20 protein-coding genes are annotated in these 19761 nt (G+C 72.8%); 10 read left to right on the forward strand and 10 right to left on the reverse strand.

Annotated features, from left to right (window positions below):
* Positions 1 to 305: 305 nt before the first annotated feature.
* Positions 306 to 710 (forward strand): response regulator, encoded by a 405-nt coding sequence (locus ElP_RS15245; RefSeq protein ID WP_197447004.1) that lies wholly within the window; start codon positions 306 to 308, stop codon positions 708 to 710.
* Positions 711 to 769: 59 nt separating this feature from the next.
* Here the strand turns inward: ElP_RS15245 and ElP_RS15250 are convergent, their stop codons facing one another.
* Positions 770 to 1477, reverse strand: a complete 708-nt coding sequence (locus tag ElP_RS15250) for an SDR family oxidoreductase (RefSeq protein ID WP_145270677.1) — start codon at positions 1475 to 1477, stop codon at positions 770 to 772.
* Between the two features lie 217 nt (positions 1478 to 1694).
* On the opposite strand from ElP_RS15250, the gene ElP_RS15255 reads away from it, so the two are divergent.
* A complete protein-coding gene (locus tag ElP_RS15255) occupies positions 1695 to 1997 on the forward strand; it encodes a COG3415 family protein (RefSeq protein ID WP_145270679.1) in 303 nt (100 codons plus the stop codon).
* Between the two features lie 381 nt (positions 1998 to 2378).
* Complete coding sequence (gene lnt, locus ElP_RS15260) at positions 2379 to 4142, forward strand: apolipoprotein N-acyltransferase (RefSeq protein WP_145270681.1); 1764 nt, start codon at positions 2379 to 2381, stop codon at positions 4140 to 4142.
* 39 nt (positions 4143 to 4181) lie between these two features.
* Here lnt and ElP_RS15265 read toward each other — a convergent pair whose 3' ends face one another.
* The 7 genes from ElP_RS15265 to ElP_RS15290 form a co-directional block, all read right to left on the reverse strand.
* The gene (locus ElP_RS15265) at positions 4182 to 5099 is read right to left on the reverse strand and encodes an NAD(P)-dependent oxidoreductase (protein ID WP_145270683.1); all 918 of its coding nucleotides are present in this window, start codon (positions 5097 to 5099) and stop codon (positions 4182 to 4184) included.
* 128 nt (positions 5100 to 5227) lie between these two features.
* Complete coding sequence (locus ElP_RS38130) at positions 5228 to 5374, reverse strand: hypothetical protein (protein WP_197447005.1); 147 nt, start codon at positions 5372 to 5374, stop codon at positions 5228 to 5230.
* Positions 5375 to 5575 (reverse strand): type II toxin-antitoxin system PemK/MazF family toxin, encoded by a 201-nt coding sequence (locus ElP_RS15270; RefSeq protein WP_145270685.1) that lies wholly within the window; start codon positions 5573 to 5575, stop codon positions 5375 to 5377.
* Complete coding sequence (locus ElP_RS15275) at positions 5572 to 5793, reverse strand: hypothetical protein (RefSeq protein WP_145270687.1); 222 nt, start codon at positions 5791 to 5793, stop codon at positions 5572 to 5574. Before ElP_RS15275 ends, ElP_RS15270 begins: the two co-directional genes overlap by 4 nt.
* A 22-nt stretch (positions 5794 to 5815) precedes the next feature.
* The gene (locus ElP_RS15280; protein WP_145270689.1) at positions 5816 to 6640 is read right to left on the reverse strand and encodes an FAD-dependent oxidoreductase; all 825 of its coding nucleotides are present in this window, start codon (positions 6638 to 6640) and stop codon (positions 5816 to 5818) included.
* On the reverse strand, positions 6637 to 7539 hold the full coding sequence (locus ElP_RS15285) for a sulfide/dihydroorotate dehydrogenase-like FAD/NAD-binding protein (RefSeq protein ID WP_145270691.1): 903 nt from the start codon (positions 7537 to 7539) through the stop codon (positions 6637 to 6639). Before ElP_RS15285 ends, ElP_RS15280 begins: the two co-directional genes overlap by 4 nt.
* A gap of 230 nt (positions 7540 to 7769) precedes the next feature.
* The gene (locus tag ElP_RS15290) at positions 7770 to 8657 is read right to left on the reverse strand and encodes a ferredoxin reductase domain-containing protein (RefSeq protein WP_145270693.1); all 888 of its coding nucleotides are present in this window, start codon (positions 8655 to 8657) and stop codon (positions 7770 to 7772) included.
* 290 nt (positions 8658 to 8947) lie between these two features.
* On the opposite strand from ElP_RS15290, the gene ElP_RS15295 reads away from it, so the two are divergent.
* The 7 genes from ElP_RS15295 (at position 8948) to ElP_RS15325 (ending at position 16228) form a co-directional block, all read left to right on the forward strand.
* Positions 8948 to 10015, forward strand: a complete 1068-nt coding sequence (locus ElP_RS15295; RefSeq protein ID WP_197447006.1) for an SPASM domain-containing protein — start codon at positions 8948 to 8950, stop codon at positions 10013 to 10015.
* Between the two features lie 213 nt (positions 10016 to 10228).
* Complete coding sequence (locus ElP_RS15300; protein WP_197447007.1) at positions 10229 to 11236, forward strand: DUF3500 domain-containing protein; 1008 nt, start codon at positions 10229 to 10231, stop codon at positions 11234 to 11236.
* A gap of 113 nt (positions 11237 to 11349) precedes the next feature.
* Positions 11350 to 12186, forward strand: a complete 837-nt coding sequence (locus tag ElP_RS15305) for a TVP38/TMEM64 family protein (RefSeq protein WP_145270699.1) — start codon at positions 11350 to 11352, stop codon at positions 12184 to 12186.
* Complete coding sequence (locus ElP_RS15310; RefSeq protein ID WP_145270701.1) at positions 12183 to 12542, forward strand: rhodanese-like domain-containing protein; 360 nt, start codon at positions 12183 to 12185, stop codon at positions 12540 to 12542. Before ElP_RS15305 ends, ElP_RS15310 begins: the two co-directional genes overlap by 4 nt.
* A gap of 123 nt (positions 12543 to 12665) precedes the next feature.
* Positions 12666 to 14120: a hypothetical protein gene (locus ElP_RS15315; RefSeq protein ID WP_145270703.1), complete on the forward strand. Its 1455-nt coding sequence runs from the start codon at positions 12666 to 12668 to the stop codon at positions 14118 to 14120.
* A 142-nt stretch (positions 14121 to 14262) separates the two neighbouring features.
* On the forward strand, positions 14263 to 15594 hold the full coding sequence (locus tag ElP_RS15320) for a Gfo/Idh/MocA family protein (RefSeq protein ID WP_197447008.1): 1332 nt from the start codon (positions 14263 to 14265) through the stop codon (positions 15592 to 15594).
* A 268-nt stretch (positions 15595 to 15862) separates the two neighbouring features.
* Complete coding sequence (locus ElP_RS15325; RefSeq protein ID WP_145270706.1) at positions 15863 to 16228, forward strand: hypothetical protein; 366 nt, start codon at positions 15863 to 15865, stop codon at positions 16226 to 16228.
* Between the two features lie 226 nt (positions 16229 to 16454).
* Here ElP_RS15325 and ElP_RS15330 read toward each other — a convergent pair whose 3' ends face one another.
* Both ElP_RS15330 and ElP_RS15335 read right to left on the reverse strand, forming a co-directional pair.
* A complete protein-coding gene (locus tag ElP_RS15330; protein ID WP_145270707.1) occupies positions 16455 to 17765 on the reverse strand; it encodes a sigma-70 family RNA polymerase sigma factor in 1311 nt (436 codons plus the stop codon).
* Positions 17766 to 18038: 273 nt separating this feature from the next.
* The gene (locus tag ElP_RS15335; protein ID WP_197447009.1) at positions 18039 to 19646 is read right to left on the reverse strand and encodes an arylsulfatase; all 1608 of its coding nucleotides are present in this window, start codon (positions 19644 to 19646) and stop codon (positions 18039 to 18041) included.
* Positions 19647 to 19761: the final 115 nt, after the last annotated feature.

The raw sequence follows: 19761 nt of genomic DNA on the forward strand, positions 1-19761 counted from the left end.
AGGCCTCGCTTCGGCGGCGGGTGGCCCGGTCGAACTCGGACTCGGCCCCTGCCGGGGCGGCCCCCGACCGGGGGTCGCCCGGGCCCATCCTACCCCCGCCCGGGGGCCGCATCCAGGCACCCTCGGGTTCCGTGGCGAAATCCGCCACGGGCGGATCGGCAATTGTCGCGATTGCGGCGCCTCCCGCGATGTCCTAGGGTCGATGCCCGGCTCCAGGCCGTCATCGACGACGGGGCGACCGAGAGCCTCCCCGACGCGCCGCGATGTCGCGGGGCGTCGCCGTCCTCCCGAACGGAGCGTCACCCATGCCCGCCCAACTGCTCGTCGCGGAGTCGGATTCGGTCCTCCGAGGGTTGTACGCCGCCTACTTCCGGGCCATCGGCTTCGAGGTCGAGACGGCCGACGACGGGCTGCGATGCCTGGATCTCCTGCGAGAGGACCGGCACGACGCCCTGGTCATCGACATGGACCTCCGCTGGGGCGGCGGCGACGGGGTGCTCTCCTGGCTGGCCGGGGACGAGTCCCACAGGCCCCGGGCGGTGGTCGCCCTCGGCTCGTCGACCCCGGCCGAGCTGTCCCTCCTGCTCGGGCTGCCGGAGCGGGATTGCTTGCAGAAGCCGGCGCACGCCAGTTCCCTGGTGGTCCGCCTTGCCACGCAGCTCTTCACCAACCAGGTTGCCTCGGTCGCCCAGATTGTCCCAGTCTCCTAAACGGCCCGAATTTTCGAGCGTCCGGCTCGATCCCGATCGAGGCCCCGGCCGCCGGCGGGTCACTGCCCCGGTGCAGTGACGGGCCGGCCGTTCTGCCCCGGCCCGAGCGTGAGCAGGAAGGGGACGGCGGCTTCGGCCCAGTCGTCGGGCGAACTGTAGTTCGAGGCGGAGCCGCCGAAGGTGGAGCGGAGCATGTCGGTGTCGATGACGCCGGGGTTGAACGGCACGGCGGCCATGCCGCCGGGCAGCTCCTGGGCGAGGGCCTGCGTGAGCCCCTCGACGGCGAACTTGGTCGCGCAGTAGGGGGCGACCTCGGCCGAGGAGGAGCGGCCCCAGTAGGAGCTGAAGTTGACGATCACGCCCCGGCGATGGGCGACCATCGCCGGGAGGAAGGCGCGGAGGACGTTGGCGACGCCCTTGAGGTTCACGTCGACTACCCGGTCGAACTCGTCGGCGGGGACCTCCCAGAGCGGGGCGTTGCGGTTGATCAGGGCCGCGTTGTTGATGAGCAGGTCGGGCGGGCCGAGGCGGTCGAGCACGTCGAGGGCCCAGGAGTCGACCGAGGCCCGGTCGCCCACGTCGACCACGGCGAGGCGGTGGGGGGCGCCGAAGGTCGCCTCCAGCGCGGCGACCCCCTCGGCCGACCGGCCGCACCCGGCCACGGTGTGGCCCAGGGCGGCGAACTTCCCGAGCATGGCGCGGCCGAGCCCCCGGGTGGCCCCGGTCAGCACGACGAGCCGAGTCGGGTCCGGGGAGGATCGGGGCATGGGGGAGGCTCCTGGGGCGGGGCGTCGGCGAACCGGGGGAGGGGCCCGGTCGGGGCGTCCTCCTCGTCCGTCGATCACTGTAGGGCGTGATCGCCTCGCGATCCAGCGGTTCGGGACCGACGGGGTCGGGGGCGATGGCACCGGACTCGCTCGCATGACCGGGATTCCCCCCGGCCGTCCCGGCCCCGAGACGACGGCCCCCGACGGAGGCCCGACGATGACCCCGACGCCGATCCGATTGACCGAGCGGGAACGCGAACGACTGCAAGGCATGTCCCGACGCCCCCGGAGCAAGAAGCAGGGATATCGGTCCCGGGCGCTGCTGGCGCTGGACGGGGGCCACTCGGTCGAGACGGTCGCCCGGATGTTCCGCGTGGGCGTCGACCGGGTCGAGTCCTGGGTCGCCGGCTTCCTCGAATCCCGGCTCGCGTACCTGGACGAGCCGCCCGGGTTCCGGGCGCGGGCCCGTCGGGAGGAGCAGCTCGGGGGGGAGGAGGCGGACGGGGAGGAGGGGGAATAATGGCCGATGTCGGCGCGGGGACAGGAGTTGGAGGATGAGGGACCGGAGTCGGGAGGAGGCGGTCGGCGGATGACGGAGGGCAGATGGAGGGCGAGCGAGGGGAAGGCGGATGGAGGAGGGCGGCCCATCGGGAGGCGGTCGGAGGCCGGGGTCGGGGGCCGCTCCGTATTCATTTGGGGATTTTCGCCCGACCCGATCGGCGGCCGATTCGTATCCCCAAATGGGGGGAAATGCGGTCTGATATCCCGTCCCGGGGCCCGAGACCGGGATCGGGTTGGGGGGCGATCGCCCCCGGTCGAGATGACCAACCGGCCCGTCCCGGGGTCGGACCGAGGATCGAACGAAACGGAGGCGCCCGGGATCGCCCGGGGCGCGGTGCCCATGTCGCAGTCGATCGCCACCGACCCGAACGCCGCCGCCGGGGTCTCGGCCACTGCCGAGGCCGACGGGGTCCGATCCCGGAGGGGGCCGCACCCGGCGGTGCTGGGGGTGGCCTCGGGGCTCTTGCTGGCGATGGCTTATGAGCCGGTCGGGGCCTGGTGGCTGGCCTGGGCGGCCCTGGTGCCGTTCCTGATGCTGGTCCGGGGCGGGAGATCGGCCGGGTCGGTGTACCTGGGGGCGTGGCTGGGGGGGCTGGCGTTCTGGCTGATCGCCGTGGAGTGGGTGCGGGCCTCGGACGCCTCGGCCTGGCCGGGGTGGCTGGCGCTGGCCCTGGTGCTGTCGCTCTGGTGGCCGGCGAGCCTGGGATTGATCCGGGTGATGGTCCGGAGGCTCGGCCTGCCGATGCTGCTGGCGGCGCCGGCGGCCTGGATCGGCGTGGAGTACGTCCGGGGGCTGTACCCGCTCAACGGCTTCCAGTGGTTCTTCCTGGGGCACAGCACCTATCGGCTCCTGCCGATGATCCAGGTGGCCGACCTGACGGGGGCCTGGGGGCTCGGCGTGCTGGTGATGCTGGCCAACGCCTGGCTCGTGGAGCTGATCGAGCGGCCCCGGACGGCGGAGGCCCCGAAGGGCGGGAGGAGGCCGACCCGGGGGCTGGTGGTGCGGTCGGCGGTGGTGGCGGTGGCGGTGGCGTCGAGCCTGGCCTACGGGGCCGTCCGGCTGTCGGGTGCGCGGTTCGAGGAGGGCCCGAGGCTGGCGTTGATCCAGTCGGACATCCCCCAGGTCTTCGGCGGCGGGCCGGATTCGAGGGAGGTGCTGGACACCTTCCGGAGGCTGGTCGATCGGGCCCTGGCCGACCGGCCCGACGTGGTCGTCTGGCCGGAGACGATGTTCCCCTACGGCTGGTTCGACCGCTCCCCGGGCCTCTCGGATGCCGAGTTCGCCCGGCAGGTCGAGGCCCTCTTCCCCGACGCGGATCCCGAGCGCCTGGCCGAGTTCGGCGGTGACGTCCGGGCCCTGCTGCACTCCTGGGCCGATCAGGCCGGGGTGCCGATGATCGTCGGGATCAACTCGTACCTGTTCCGCCCCGAGGGCCCCTCCCGGCACAACACGGCGCTGCTGCTGGAGCCCGGCCGCGAGGCGACGCAGTCGTACCACAAGCGGCACCTCGTCCCCTTCGGCGAGTACGTGCCGCTGGTGGAGACGGTCCCGATGGTGCTGGCCCTGACCCCCTTCGAGGCCGACCACATGCCGAACCTCGACCCGGGGAGCGGCCCCTCGACGCTGTCGACCGGGGGCTGGGACTTCTCGGCGGCGATCTGCTTCGAGGACAGCGTGCCGCAGGTCGCCCGACTCCTGGCCGGGGGGACCGGCGCCGAGGGGCCGGACGTGCTGCTGAACCTCTCCAACGACGGCTGGTTCCGGGGCACGGCGGCCCACCAGCTCCACCTGGCGAACAGCGTCCTGCGGGCGGTCGAGCTTCGGGTGCCGGTGGCGAGGGCGGTGAATACGGGGACCTCGGCGCTGGTCGACGGCAACGGCGTCGTCCGGGAGGAGCTGCCGCCCCCGGAGCGGGGGGCGCTGCCGAACGCGGCGGAGGGGGTGCTCACCGTCGACGTGCCGCTGGACCCCCGCACCAGTTTCTACGCGAGGGCCGGGGACTGGCTGCCGATCGGCTGCCTGGCGCTCGCCCTGGGATGCCTGCCGGTGGCGGCGGGCCGGTCGATCGCCGGCCGATGGCGGGCCGGCCGATCCCCCGCGTGACGACGGGGGTGGCCGGCCTCGAAGGGGGGAGGCGAGTGCTCAGCCCCGGGCGTCCCAGTCGACGTTGGAGAGCTTGGCCAGGGCGAGCATCAGCGCCTGGGTGCCGTTCCGGGAGCCGCCCTGGGCGGCGACGGCCTGGTAGAGCTGCTCGGCCAGGGCGAGGCCGGGCATGGAGAGGCCGAGGCGGCGGGACTCGGCCAGGGCGATCCCCATGTCCTTGATGAAGTGCTCGACGTAGAAGCCGGGGTCGAAGTCCCCCTTGATGATCCGGGGGCCGAGGTTGTTCAGGCTCCACGACCCGGCGGCGCCGGAGCCGACGCTCTTCAGCACCGTCCCCAGGTCGAGCCCGGCCTTGTGGCCGTAGAGCAGGGCCTCGCAGACGCCGATCATGTTCGTGGAGATGAGGATCTGATTGACCATCTTCGTGTGCTGCCCGGCGCCGGCGGGGCCTTGGTGCACGATGGTCTTGCCCATCTTCTCGAACAGCGGGCGGACGGCGTCGACGGCCTCCGCCTCGCCGCCGATCATGATGGAGAGCCGGGCCTCCTTGGCGCCCACGTCTCCGCCCGAGACGGGGGCGTCGATCGAGTGCACGCCCTTGGACTTGGCGGCGGCGGCGATCTCCTCGGCGAGCTTCGGCTCGCTGGTGGTCATGTCGACGACGACGCTCCCCGACTTCGCCCCGGCCAGCACGCCGTCCTCGCCGAGGATCACCTCGCGGACGTCCTTGGGGTAGCCGACGATCGTGAAGATCACGTCGGAGTTCGCCGCGACCTCTTTCGGCCCGGCGGCCTCCTTCGCCCCCCTGGCGACCAGCGGGGCGCACTTCTCCTTCGAGCGGTTGTAGACCGTCGCCGAATATCCGGCGTCGATCAGGTGCCCGCACATCGAGCTCCCCATCACCCCCGTGCCGATCCAGCCGATTTTGGTCTTGCCCGGTGCGATCTCCAGGGCCATCGTGCCGCCTCGCGTTGCAAGTGCCTTGCGGTCGTCCCAGCTTCGGCCGCTACCTTACCAGGACGGACGGCGTGTCGGAAGCGATCGGGCCGGATCGGACCTATCTCCGTCGTTCTCCGGACACTTCGCTATTCCGGCTCGCAATCTGATTCGAGCACATGACCGATCGCCTTGATGATGTCGCGCAGGGTGACCTCATCCAGGACGCCGATCGGTCCGGTGGTCAGGTCGAGTTGGTCCGTGTCGATCGAGGGCAGGTTTTCGCACTGGGCCACTCAATCCGCCGAGAATCCGAACCGGCCGGCCTGGAATGGAACGCAGTTCGGCAAGGTCCGACGGAAGGCGAACCGAGCCGACGTGCAGACAATGACCAGGGCATATCGTCCCCGGTTCAACGGTTCTCGGGAGACGACGATGACCGGGTGCGACCCCGCCTGCTCGAAGTCGGTGATGTGGACCTCACCCGGCCGGATCACGGCCCCTCGTCCATCCGGCCGGCGGCGTTGCGGAGGGCCGTGGCCCGGATTGCCCGCTGCACCCGCCGATCCTCGATCGCCTCGCGGACCGCCTCGTATTCGGATTCCGGGATCAAGATGTAGGTCGCCCCGGCCCGGGGATCGACGACCTGGCGCAAGTGCTCGCCGGGCGAGCCCAGGGCGCGCTGCTGCTGCTGCTCGGTCAGCTCGATCGGCATGACATGTACCTCCAGACCTTCATCATACCGGAGCGTCGGCCGTGTCCCAGGCGCCGGATTCCAGGTACGCGCCGATCGACCGGGACGCCTTGCGGCCGGCGGCCATGGCGAGGATGGTGGCGATCAGGACGGCGTCGTAGCCTTCTTCATTCATGAGTTCGTCGATGGTCATCGTCTTGCCGACGACGACGTTGGTCTGGAAGTCGACCCCCATGCGTCGGAGGGCGTCGACCTCGTGGCGGACGATCTCCTTCGGCAATCGGAACTCGGGGATGCCGTAGGCGAGCACGCCGCCGACCTCGTGCAGGGCCTCGAAGACCGTGACCGCGTGGCCCCACCGGACGAGGTCGCCGGAGGCGCTCAGGCCCGCCGGGCCGCTGCCGATGATGGCGACTTTCCGGCCGGTGGGGGGGGCGATCTCGGGGAGTCCGAGGGTGCCGTGCTCGCGTTCGTAATCGGCGACGAAGCGCTCCAGGTGACCGATCCCCACCGGCTCGAACTTCTTGCCGAGGATGCAGCAGCCCTCGCACTGGGCCTCCTGCGGGCAGACCCGGCCGGTGATCGCGGGCAGGACGTTGTCCTCCCGGATCCTGGCGGCGGCGCCGAGGTAGTCCCCGGCGGTGACCAGGGCGATGAAGTCCCGGATCTTCACGCCGATGGGGCAGCCGGAGACGCAGGCGGGCCTGGCGCATTCGAGGCATCGCATGGCCTCGGTCGAGGCGCCGAGCACGGTGAGCCCGCGGTTCACCTCGTCGAAGTTGCGGCGGCGGGCCTCGGCGTCCTGCTCGGGCATCCCCTGGCGGGGGATCCTGGTCCGCCGCCCGGGGGGGAGGGGGTTGGCGTTCATCGGGTCGGGGCCTCCTCCGGGGCCGGGGCGTCTTCCAGCCGGCACGAGCTGCGGACGCGGTCGAGGGCCGAGGCGGGGTCGGCGCGGAAGGCGTCGAGCGCGGCGGCCTCGCTGGAGGCGTAGGTTCGGTTGCGGCGGGCGAGGGTGTCGAAGTCGATGGTGTGGGCGTCGAACTCGGGGCCGTCGACGCAGGCGAACCGGGTCCCCCCGGTCGTGGCGACCCGGCAGCCGCCGCACATGCCGGTGCCGTCGACCATCAGGGCGTTGAGGCTGACGATCGTCCTGATCCCGGCCGGGCGGGTCAGCTCGGCGACGGCCTGCATCATCCGGACGGGGCCGATGGCCAGGACGAGGTCGATCCGGCGGCGTCGCAGGATCCACTCGCAGAGGGGGTCGACCACCACGCCCTTGCGGCCGAGGGAGCCGTCGTCGGTGACGACCTCCAGCTCGTCGGCGATCGCCCGCATCTCGGGTTCCAGGATGACGAGGTCGCTGGTCCGGGCGCCGAGGATGGCGAGGACGCGGTTGCCGGCCTCCTTGAGCGCCCGGGCCGTCGGCCAGGCGATGGCGGTGCCGACGCCGCCGCCGATGACGACGACGGTGCCGTAATCCCGGACGTCGGAGGGCCGGCCGAGCGGGCCGACGAGGTCGAGCACCGCGTCGCCCGGTCGGAGCAGGTTCATCAGCTTCGTCGTCTTGCCGATCCCCTGGACGATGAGCGTGATCGTCCCCCGGCCGGGGTCGGCGTCGGCGATGGTCAGGGGGATCCGCTCGCCCCGGTCGTGGAGCCGGACGATGACGAACTGGCCGGGCTGGCGTTTCCGGGCGACCCGGGGGGCCTCGACCACGAATTTCATGATCTCGGGGGCGAGGGGCTCGGCGTCGAGGATCGGGAACATGGCACGAGTCCCGGACGGGGGTGGACGATCGAACGACCGGAGGCCCGGTCGATCGCCTCGACCGGCCTCCCCTTCGCCCCGCCCTGAGGCCCGGATCGGATCGGGCCGCCGTCCCCTCGTGAGACGCGACCAGACATCATCATGACAGGCCGATGCCGATCCCGATAGGAGGGTCCGCCCCCCGATCGCCCCGATCGCCCCGATCGCGGCGGTCCCGACGGCCCGGCCGCTCAGTACGTCTCGATCAGCAGCCGCCCCGAGTCCAGCAGGACGCGGCGGAAGTCGGGCCAGGAGATGCCGTCCCGCTCGGCCCGGCGGCGGAGGACCCGCTCGACGTGGTCCTCCATGCCCCGGATGCCGCAGAGGTAGAGCTTCGTCCGGTCGAGGTCGAGCAGCGTCCAGAGGTCCTCGATCTGCTCCTCCATCCGGTGGTGGACGTAGAGCCGGTGCCCCTCGGGGGATTCCTGCTCCCGGCTCAGGGCGAAGGACGATCGGTAATTCGGGCGATCGCGGTAGGACTCGAATTCGCCCCGGTAGGGGCACTCGGCGGCCGACCGGCAGCCGGCGAACAGGCGGACCTGGCCGGTCCAGTCGTCCCGCCCGCAGAAGGCGTGCTGCAGGAAGCCCCGGAAGGGGGAGACGCCGGTGCCGGTGCCGACCAGGATCAGGTTCGACCGGGGGTCGTCGGGCATCAGGAACGACGAGCCGAAGGGCCCGGTGAGGGCGACCTCGTCGCCGGGCCGGAGGCCGCAGAGGAAGTCCGAGGCCGGGCTCGGCCGGATCTCGCCCGTGGTCGGATCCGGGGAGGCCGCCCGCTTGACGCAGAAGGCCAGCCGGCCCGGGACGCCCCCCTCGCCCTCCCGCCCCGAGGCGATCGAGTAGAACCGCATCGTGCTGGCGTGGCCGCGGTCCTCGACCCCGGGGATGAGGATGCCGAGGCTCTGGCCCTCCCGGTAGGGGTAGTCCAGGCCCGAGACGTCGAGGGTGACGTGCCGCAGTTCCGTCACGCCTTCCGGGGTGATCCGGTCGTTCGACGCCACCCGGGCGGCCCCGGGCCGGTCGGGGGAGTAGCGGGGGCCGGGGGCGTCTCGGGGGGCGTCGGGGACGATGGGGGGCATGTCGGTGGCGTGGGGTCGGCTCGTCGGTCGGTCGGGGGGCTGGGGCGCGAGGCACCCCGCGCGACGGGCGTCGCAGGGTTATCTTCGTCCCGATGGCGGGGAGGGTCAACGCGTCTCGACCCGAGCGGCGGATTGCCCTTGACCGGGCGCCCGAGATCCGGGAAACCCTGGCCCGGACCGGCCCGGGGTCTCGGGCCGTGGCCGGCCCGGCGACGGGCGGGGACCGCCCGCCGGGGTCCTCGGGCCCGGGGGCGGGGTGCGTGCCACTCCGGGGACTTCGGGGGGGGACCGTGGCCATCGACGAGGGGGCCTCGCCGCCCGGGAGCCGGGCGTTCTGCATCCTGCCGTTCGTGGGGGCCTACGTCCGGCCGGACGGGTCGGTCCTGAACTGTTGCTGCCAGCGTTCCCCGCTGGGGAATCTCCTCGAGTCGGACTTCGAGGCGATCTGGTTCGGCCCCCTCGCCGGGGCCGTGAGGCGGGCGTCCCTGACGCCGGCGCTCCACCCGATTTGCCGGGAATCCCTGGGCTGCCCGGTGCTGCCCCGCCTCCGAGCCGGGGAGGGCCCCGACCGGGTCGTCGGGCCCCTCGGCTGGCCGACGGCCCTGAGCATCGCCCTGCCCGATCGGCACTGCAACATCGGGGGGGAGTCGCCGACCCCCGAGACCGCCTGCATCATGTGCCCCCGGGCCCATCCCGGGTTCGACCCCCCGGCCGGGGACCACACCGACCTGATCGTCGGCCGGCTGGCCCGGCTGATGCCGCACCTGGAGGAGCTGGAGATCCACGGGGTGGCCGAGGCCTTCTGGAAGGCCCGCATCTTCGACGTGCTCGACGGGCTCGGCTACGAGGCCCACGCCGACCGCGTCCGGGTCGCGACGATCTCCAACGGGACGACGCTCTCCCGGGAGACCCGACGGCGATGGCTGGGCCGCTGCCCGAGGTCCCGACTGCTGGTCTCGATCGACGCGGCGACTCCGGCGACCTACCGGGCGATCCGCCGGCTCGACGCCTACGAGGTCGTGATCGAGAACGTCCGCCGGTACGCCCGGGAGCGGGGGCCGGGCCAGGCCCTCGCGATCGGGCACAACATCAACGAGCTGAACCTCGGCGAGGTGGTGCGGATGGTCGAGGTCGCCGCCGGGCTCGGGGTCGACGCGCTGCAGATGAACCTGACGATCCCGCTCGCCCCGGGCATCGAGCCGTACCTGATCGGCCCCCGCAACGCCCCGGCGTTCGCCGACGCGCACGGGAGGGCCGTGCGACGGGCGGCCGAACTCGGCCTGCCGCTCGAATTCGTGAACCCGCTGGAGCTGCCCGCCCCGGGGCCCGGGCTGGTGACGCTCCCGGCGCCCGCCTGAGGCCGGGGACCTCGCCCCGCCCCGCCTCGCCGATCGGCTGATCCGGCGTGGTCCCGGGTGGCGGCGTGTTGAACATCCGGTAGGATGGCAGGGCGGGGAGGGCCGTCGGGCCGCCCCGACGAGGGGACGGGGCCGCCGGGGCGATGGGATCGCGTCCCGGCGGTCGGTCGAGTCGAGCCGAGCCGGCCCCACAGCCAAACGGGAGCACGCCCCATGCGCGGACTGAAGCCGAGCCTGGCCCTGGGTACGATCGGGATCATCAGCCTCGCCCTCTGGGCCGGCGCCGCGGTCGACCGCCCCGGCTCCGCGATGGCGACCGCCGCGGAGCGGTTCCTCGACGCGCTGGACGACCAGAAGCGGGACCTCGCCACCTTCGACTTCGGGGATCCCGAGCGGCTGAACTGGCACTTCATCCCCCGGGAGCGCGACGGCCTGCCGGTCAAGCAGATGAGCGCCGAGGAGCGGAACCTGGCCATGGGCCTGCTCGCCACCGGCCTGAGCGCCGAGGGGGCCGTCAAGGCCACGACCGTGATGAGCCTGGAGCAGATCCTCCACGAGATGGAGAACAACGCCCCCCACCGCGACCCCGAGCTGTACTTCTTCAGCATCTTCGGCGAGCCGTCGAACCGGGGGAGTTGGGGCTGGCGAGTCGAGGGGCACCACCTGTCCCTGAACTTCACGATCGAGGGCGGGGAGGTCGTCTCGGCCACGCCGGCCTTCTTCGGCAGCAACCCGGCGGAGGTCCGCCAGGGGGACCGCGAGGGCCTGCGGGCCCTGGCCGAGGTCGAGGACCGGGCGCTGCGGCTGGTCCAGGCGCTGGACCAGGGCCAGCAGGCCGAGGCGATCGTCGCCGAGGAGGCCCCCGGCGACGTCCGGGCCGCCAACACGCCCCAGCCGCCCGCCGAGGAGGCCGTCGGCCTGACCTACGGCAAGATGACCGAGGCGCAGCGGGACCTGCTCCGCACCCTGATCGAGGCCTACGCGATGGACATGCCCGCCCGGGTGGCCGAGGCCTGGCTGACCGAGATCCGGGACGCCGGCCCCGAGAAGGTCGCCTTCGCCTGGTTCGGCCCGGCCGACCGCAACCAACCCCACGCCTACCGCGTGCAGGGGCCGACCTTCCTGATCGAGTTCAACAACACGCAGAACAACGCCAACCACATCCACAGCATCTGGCGGAGCATGCTCGGCGACTTCGGCCGGCCGATCGCCGCCGAGTGACGGGGCGGGCCCGGCCCGCCCCGCACGTCGCGTGCGATCTTGAATCAATGCGTGTATGTTGATTCCGGGGAACACCCGTCCCGTCGTCGTCCCGAGGGCGTAAACCGACTGTGATGAGCGGCCAGGATGCGACCGAGGGCGGTCGGGGGGCCGGGGGCCGGGCCGGGCCGGCGCTCCGCTGGACGCTGGCGACGCTCGCCCTGCTGGGCCTGGCCCTGCTGTGGCGGGCGGTGCCGGCGTCGGCCTGGGTCGACCGGGAGGTCGTCCCCCGGGTCGAGCGTGCCGGTGCCTGGGGGTATGTCGGCTTCGCGCTCGTCTATGCGGCGGGCGTGGTGCTGATGGCCCCGGGGTCGGCCCTGACCCTGGCGAGCGGCTACCTCTTCGGCCCGGTGGCGGGGGCGGCCCTGGCGGCGGCCTCGGCCACGCTGGGGGCGTCGGCCGCCTTCCTGGTCGCCCGAGGGGTCGCCCGGGGGGCGGTGCGCCGCAGGGTCGAGGGGGACCGCCGCTTCCGGGCGGTCGACCGGGCCGTGTCGGCGCGGGGGGGCCGGGTGGTCCTGCTGCTGAGGCTCTCGCCGATCGTGCCGTTCAACGTCCTGAATTACGCGCTGGGATTGACGGGGGTCCGCTTCGGGGCCTATGCCCTGGCCAGCTTCGCGGGGATGCTGCCGGGCTCGGCGGCCTATGCCTTCATCGGCGCCTCGGCCGGCGACCGCCGGCCCGGCGAGCTGGGCTGGGGCTGGTGGGCGTTCCTGGTCGCCTCGACGCTGCTGGCCGTCGCCGTGCTCTCCCGGATCGCCTCCCTGGCCCTCGCCGACGCCGAAGTCGATGCCGACGCCGACGCCGAAGTCGGCGGCCGATCCGGCCCCTCCCCCCCGACCCCGACCCCGACGCCGACCCCGACATCATCCGCCCCAGATCATCCTCGATCCGACCGGAGTCCCCCCCCATGACCCAGGCCATCGACATCCGGCGGTGTTCGCCGGAGGATCTTCGTCGACGCCTCGAGGCCGGCGATCCGGTGGTGGTGCTCGACGTCCGGGAGGAGGAGGAGCGGCGATTCTGCTCGATCCCCCTGCCCGGGTCGGCCACCGACCTGCACGTCCCGATCGGCCACGTGCCCGACCTGATCGACGAGCTCCGCCGGGTCATCTCCGGCCGGTCGCTGTTCGTCTATTGCCACCACGGCGTCCGGTCGCTCGCCACCGCCCGATGGCTGGCCGAGCAAGGGCTGGCCGACGTGGCGAACCTGGAGGGCGGGATCGACGCGTGGTCGTCGTCGGTCGACCCGGGGGTGCCCCGGTATTGACGGGCGGTCGGCGGGAGCCGGGACGCGTTTGCTGGGGTGCGGATCGGTGGGTCCCGCCCGCCTCCCGCGAGGCCCCCGGGCCCGGGACGACCCGCACCCCCCACCCGGAAGGCCGAGGGACCGATGCGAATCCGGCCCGCCCCGACGCTGTCGCTGATCGGATCGGCCGCCCTGGTGGCCGGCCTGGCGGCGTTGCTCGGGGATGAGGGGATCCCGCTCGGCGTGCCGGGGGAGTGGGAGTGGTCGAGGCTCGCCGGGGGGATCGAGCCGGTGGCGGTCGACGTGGCGCTGGCGGCGGTCGGCCTGGGGCTGTACGCCGGGTTCGCGGCGGTCGGCCGGCGGGCCCTGGGGCGGGGCCGGGTGTCCCGGTGGCGGGAGTCGGCCTGGGTGGCGGGGCTGGTCGCGGCGGGGGCGCTCGCCCAGGTGGCGGCGATGGCCGCCGCCCCGCCCGGATACGGCCTCGCCAAGGCGATCACGTTGGCGATGAGCGGGTCGAGCGGCTACTACCGCGTCGCCCGGGAGGAGATGGCCGACCCGATGGCGTTCCTCCGGGACTACCCGCGGTGGATCCGGGGGCAGGACGTCTATCACATCGGCACCCATCCCCCGGGGTTGTTCGTGGCGTCCCGGGCGGCCCTGGGGCTGATGGACGCGGCGCCCGGGGTGGCGAGGGCGGTGGACTCGGCCACCCCCCGGGGGGTGGCCGACGCCTTCCGGCAGATCGTCGGCCCGATGCCCCGGGCCGACCGGGCGGCCCTGGTGCTGGTGGCCGCCCTGACGCTGCTGGCCTGCGCCGCCACGTCGGCGCCGATCTACCTGATGCTCCGGGGGTCGGGGGCCGACCCGGCGACGTCGTGGTCGTCGGCGGCGCTCTGGCCGCTGGTCCCCTCGGCGATCCTGTTCCAGCCGACGGCCGACGCCGCCTTCCCCCTGCTGGCGGCGTCGGGCGTGGCCCTGGCGAGCCGGCGGGGGGCCGCGTCGGCGGCGGCGGCGGGGGCGGTGCTGGCGGTCGGGATGGCCTGCTCGCTCGTCTTCCTCGCGGTCGGCCTGGTCGTGGGGCTGCTGCTGGCCACGAGCCCGGGGGAGCCGATCCGGCGCCGGGCCTCGCTCATCCTCCTGACCGGGGCCGGGTTCCTGGCGCCGACGCTGCTGGGCTGGGCGATCACCGGGGCGAACCCGTTCCTCGTCTGGTGGGCGAACCAGGCGAACCACTCGGGGTTTTATGCCACACACCCGAGGAGTTATCTCCCCTGGCTGGCGGCCAACCCGGCGGAATTGCTCGTCGGGCTCGGCCTGCCGGCGTCGGTCTGGGCGGCGGTGGCGATGGCGACGGGACGGGCACCGAGGGCCTCGTGGCTGACGCTGGCGGTACTGGCGATCCTGACGCTCTCGGGCCGGAACCTCAGCGAGGTGGCCCGGCTCTGGCTGCCGTTCTTCCCGATGCTGCTGGCCGCCGCCGGGCCGGGCCAGGCCCGGCTCGGCGGCGGGGCGACGACGCTGGCGATGACGGTCGCGCTGATGGCGGCGCAGGTGGTGGCGATGGAGCTGGCCATCCAGGTCGTCTACCCGGTGCCCTGACCGGCCGACCGGCGCTTGCCCGGCCCGTCGGCTCCTGTTAAACCCGGGTGGGGGACGGGGCGGGGCCGACGGCGTCGATCGGCCCGTCCCGATCCGTTCCGAACCGATCCGAGCGATCCGACCGGCGAGTCGCCGGGGGGGCATGATGACCGACCACCGCATCAGCCGACGGTCCTTCGCCGGGGGGGCCGCCGCGGCCTTCGCCTTCACGATCCTGCCGGGCAGGGCCCGGGGGGCGAATGAGCGGGTGAATGTCGCCTGCATCGGCGTCGGCGGCAAGGGCCGGGGGGAGGTCTCGGACGTCTCGGAGGCGGGCGGGAACATCGTCGCGCTCTGCGACGTCGACCTGGATCGCATCTCGGGCCGGGACGACCCCCGGCAGGCGCATCCCGACGCGAAGTTCTACGCCGACTTCCGCAGGATGCTCGACGAGATGGACCGGCAGGTCGACGCCGTCACCATCTCCACCCCCGACCACACCCACTTCCACCCGGCGCTGAAGGCGATCCGGATGGGCAAGCATGTTTATTGCCAGAAGCCCCTGACGCACTCGATCTGGGAGGCCCGGACCCTGGCCGAGGAGGCCAGGACGCACGGCGTCGCCACCCAGATGGGGAACCAGGCCCACGCCGGGGAGCCGATCCGGAGGGGCGTCGAGTACATCCGGGCCGGACTGATCGGCACCGTCCGGGAGGTCCACACCTGGACCAATCGGCCGATCTGGCCGCAGGGGATGGGCTCTCCCCCGGAGCCCGAGGAGGTTCCCGAGACCCTCGACTGGGATCTCTGGCTCGGGCCGGCGGCGGGGCGGCCGTACAGCCCGGCCTACGTGCCGTTCAATTGGCGAGGCTGGTGGGACTTCGGCACCGGGGCCCTGGGCGACATGGGCTGCCACATCATGGACATGCCGTTCTGGGCCCTCGACCTGGACGCGCCGACGGGATTCGACGCGACCTCGGAGGGGAACACGCCCCTCTCCGGCCCGACGGCCTCGACCGTCTCCTACACCTTCGCCCCGGGGGAGTACAGCGGGGATCTCGTCTACACCTGGTCCGACGGCGGCCGGATGCCCCCGGACGAGGCGTTCTCCGGCTTCGACTTGCCGAAGGAGCAGATCGCCCGCCGGTTCGACCTCGTCATGATCGGCGACAAAGGCAAGCTCCTCTTCTCCCGGGGCCGGACCGAGTGGCTGACCGCCCCGGGCGCACTGCTGGAGGAGTTCGAGGCCCCCGAGCCGACCATCCCTCGCGTCCCGAACGAGGACGCCGAGTGGCTGGAGGCCTGCAAGGGAGGCCCGCCGGCGCTGTCGAACTTCGACTATTCGGGCCCGCTGACCGAGTTCGTCCTGCTCGGCAACCTCGCCATCCGGCTCGGGCGGCCGCTCTCCTGGGACTCCAGGGGCCTCCGATGCCCGGACGCCCCCGAGGCCGAGGCGCTCATCCGTCGCGAGTACCGCAAGGGCTGGGAAGCCTGATCGGGATCCCCGACGCTCGATCCCGGATCCGTGATGGGGGTCGTCCCTCCTCCGGGGCGATCCCTCGGATCGCATCGGCTCTCGATCCTGATCCAGTCGATTCCCCCCCGTCGATCAATGGTGGGCGCGATCGCGTGGCCGGCCGATTGACCCGGGCGTGTCGGGCCGATCTAATTTCGCCTGCTCGGGCCGGTCCGCCTCGCCGCCGCACCGGGTCGGCGCCCGGGCTCCGTCCGGCGACTCATTGGTCCCTGAGGAGCACGCATTGATGGCTCGCAAGCTGTTCTTCGCCGCGTTCTCGACGTTCGTCGTCTCCGGCCTGGTCGGTTTCGCCGCCCAGGACGAGGAGCCGGAGTACACCATCAGCGAGGTGATGAAGGAGGCCCACAAGGGGGGCCTGCTGAAGAAGGTCTCCGAGGGCAAGGCCTCCGACGAGGACAAGGCCAAGCTCCTCGACCTGTACGAGGCGATGCTCGCCAACGACCCCCCCAAGGGCGAGGCCGAGGCCTGGAAGAAGCGGAGCGAGGCGATCGTCGCCGCCGCCAAGGAACTGATCGAGGGCAAGGAGGGCGCCTCCGACAAGCTCACCAAGGCGGTCAACTGCAAGGCCTGCCACTCCGAGCACCGGCCCTGATCGGCCACCGGATCGGATCGGTCCATGACGGCGAGGCCGGGCGGCATCGTCGGGGCATCTCCCGAGGTGCCGCCCGGCCCGGGGGAGGTCAGCGGCCGAAGCAGTCGTCGTCGACGGTCGTCGCGATGTCGGCGAGGGTCATCGCGACGGTCCGCGCTCCGGTGACGAGGTCGGGCCGCCGCAGGCGGATGCCCCTGGGGGGTGGGGCCCGACCGTGGCGATCGGGTCAGGGCTGATCGCGTCGGAGGGCAATCAGGAAGGTCCCGGTCCCCTGCTCGGTGGCGAACCGGTCGGGGCGGACGGCGCCGGGGGCCGCCATGCAGATCGTCAGCGAATCTCCCTCGATCTTGTAGATGCCGAGGAAGGTCTTCCCCTTCTCGTTCTCCGGACCGCCGAGCGGGACGAGGTCGATGGCCTTGGGGGAGGCGTCGGGATCGAGAGTGAAGGAGGACTTGCGGGCCTCTCCGGCCGTCTCGACGGAGAGCTTCTTGGCGTCGAAGATCCAGCGACCCTTCTTGACCTGATCGGCGTCGGGTGATTCCCCGCCCTGGCTCTCGACCGAGGCGACGGCCCAGGTGCCGCGGATGGCCTTCAGGTCGGCCGGCTCCTCGGCGGTCCTCGCGAAGGGGGCGGCGACGGAGATCAGCCCGATGCCGATCGCGACGACGGTGAACGCGTTGAACTTGCGCATGAGCATGGCTCCCAGAGTCTTCCGGGTGAGGTCGAGGACGGCCTCCGAGGCCGCCCCCGCGAACGAACGGCCCGCGTGATGGGACGCGGCCCGGGCGAGTTCCTCGATCCGGTCCGCGGGGACCTCCGCACGAGCAGCCCGCTCCGACGCGGCCCAGGCCAGCACCAGGGCGGGTGCCAGCCCTCGGCGGATCAGCCTCTTGCGAAGGCGGGCCCGGCCGCGCGCCAGCCGGCTGCGGACGGTCCCGATCGGCAGGCAGAGCCGGCGGGCCGCCTGACCCTCGGTGAGCCCCTCGAGGTCGCAGAGGATCAGGACGTCCCGGGCGGGCTGGGGGAGTCGGGCGAGCTCCTCGTGGAGGACGGGGCCGACGTCGTCGCCGCTCGGGGGATCGGCCGACCGGGGGGCCTGCTCCGCGGCGAGCCGCTCATGGGCACGGCGTCGGGCGGTCGCCGATCGCGTGGTGGCGGCGACGCGGCGTGCGACGCCGTGGAGCCAACTCGCGACCGACTCGCGACGTCGGATCGAGCCGGCGTGCTCGACGAGCACGAGGAAGGTGGCCTGGAAGGCGTCCTGGGCCTCATGATCGTTCCCCAGCGCGGCCCGGCAGACGCGCCACACCATCGGCCCGTGACGCCCGACCAGCGTCGAGAAGGCCGCCTCCGCCTCCTCTCCGTCCCGATCCAGGAACCGCCCCACGAGATCTCCGTCGCTGTTCCCGCCGTCCCCCGACCCCGAGTCCTTCGGCCGGGATTCCGCCGCCCTCAGCCCCTTCGCCATGACCCTCCCCTCCTCAGCCCCCTCGGCGCCGTCGGCCCATACCAGATAGTGGGCCGGGGACAGCCCCATCTATCCCCTGACCTCCATCATTCTTCGCGGGCGGCGAGCGGATCGGGGACGGGCACAGGTACCGGGACCATGGATCCGGAACGCCGTCCCCCCCGGGCTCGGGGTGAGATGCCGGTCTTTTCGCCAGGACTCGGAGGGCCGGGCCGACGCGCCGGCCTTCCCACCACGGCGTCGACGTTTCCGGCGTCGCATCTCCCGTCGGCCCGATCGCGGGTGGCGGTGGGGACTCCGACGGACGCCCGATCCCGCGCGCACGAACCCCGGGGCGACGGCTCATCGCCGGCGGACGGGCCAGGGCTCGACGCCGCAGCGGTCGGCCCAGGCCTCCCAGCGGCCGGACAGCTCGGCGACGGTGTCGGGCCGCTCGGCGGCGAGGTCGACCAGCTCGGTGCGGTCGGCCTCCAGGTCGTACAGCTCCCAGGGTTGGCCCTTCGAGGCGACGAGCTTCCAGTCGCCGACCCGGACGGCCCGGTTGCCCTGGTGCTCCCAGAACAGGGCCTCGCGGTCGATGGGGGCGCCGGAGAAGGCGGGGGCGAGGCTCCGGCCCTCGAGGGGGATGGTGGGGAGGCCGGATCGCTCGGCGGGGTACTCGGCGCCGGCGAGGTCGAGGCAGGTGGGCATCAGGTCGATGACGTGGCCGGGCTGGTGGTCGATCTCCCCCGTGCGAGCGATCCCGGCGGGCCAGTGGGCGATCAGGGGGGAGGCGATGCCCCCCTCGTGGACGCTGATCTTGAACTTGCGGAAGGGGGTGTCGGAGGCGTTCGCCCACTCCAGGCCGACGCTGGCGTAGGAGGAGCCGGTGCCGATCGGGGCGCCCTCGATCCCCCGGCTGAAGCCGCCGGGCCCCCCCTCGGCGGAGCAGCCGTTATCGGAGAGGAAGAGGATGAGCGTGTCTTCAAGCACCCCCGAATCGCCCAGCGCCGAGACGAGCCGGCCGACGGACTGGTCGATCCGGTCGACCTGGGCGGCGTAGACGGCCTGGCGGTACGCGAGGTCGGCCCTCGCGTCCTCGGGCATCTCGTCCCAGGGCTTCGCCTCGGGGTCCCGGGGGCTGAGGGGCCACCGGGGGTCGATCAGCCCCATCTCGAGCTGGCGGCGATAGCGGGCGTCCCGGACGGCGTCCCAGCCGAGGTCATAACGGCCCTCGTACTTCTCGATGTCTTCGGGCAAGGCCTGGAGGGGCCAGTGCGGGGCGATGTGGGCGAGGTAGAGGAAGAAGGGGCGGCCGGTAGAGGCGGCGTCCCGAGCGAATCGGATGGCGTGGTCGGTGAAGAGGTCGGTGACGTAGCCGTCCTCCGGGAACTCGACGCGCCGGTCGTCCTCGACGAAGAAGACTTCGGTGCGGATCTGGAGCGTCTCCTTGAAGTAGACGCCGCCGCCGGTGGGGGTGCCGAAGTAGCGGTCGAAGCCGCGGTCGAGCGGCCATCGGCCCCGGGCCGAGCCGACGTGCCACTTGCCGGCCATCAGGGTGGCGTAGCCGGCGGGGCGGAGGGCCTCGGCGATCGTGACGCATCGGTCGTTCAGATAGCCTTGATAGGACGGGATGCCGTAATCCCCCACCATGTGGCCGATCCCGGCCTGGTGCGAGTACAGGCCGGTGAGCAGCGAGGCCCGGGTCGGGCAGCATCGGGCGGTGTTGGTGAACTGGGAGAAGCGGAGGCCGTCGGCGGCGAGGCGGTCGAGGTTGGGCGTCTCGATCTCCCCCCCATAGCAGCCGAGGTCGGAATAGCCCAGGTCGTCGGCCATGATGACGACGATGTTCGGCCGGGAGGGCTCGTCGGCCGGGGCGGCCGTCGGGGCCAAGGACATGGCCAACAGGAGCGCGGGGATTCCCGGTCGCGGACGACCCCGGCCGCCCCTTGCCTCGTCTCGCGTGTTCATCACTCGATGCTCCTCGGGTCGGACGTGGTGGATGTACCGCACGATACCAGGGGGCGAGGGCCGGTCGCCACGCCCCATCCCGGGGCGGTTGGGATCGTCCCGGATTCCCGCGTTG

Origin of the sequence: Tautonia plasticadhaerens, from assembly GCF_007752535.1 — a bacterium.
Lineage (GTDB): Bacteria > Planctomycetota > Planctomycetia > Isosphaerales > Isosphaeraceae > Tautonia > Tautonia plasticadhaerens.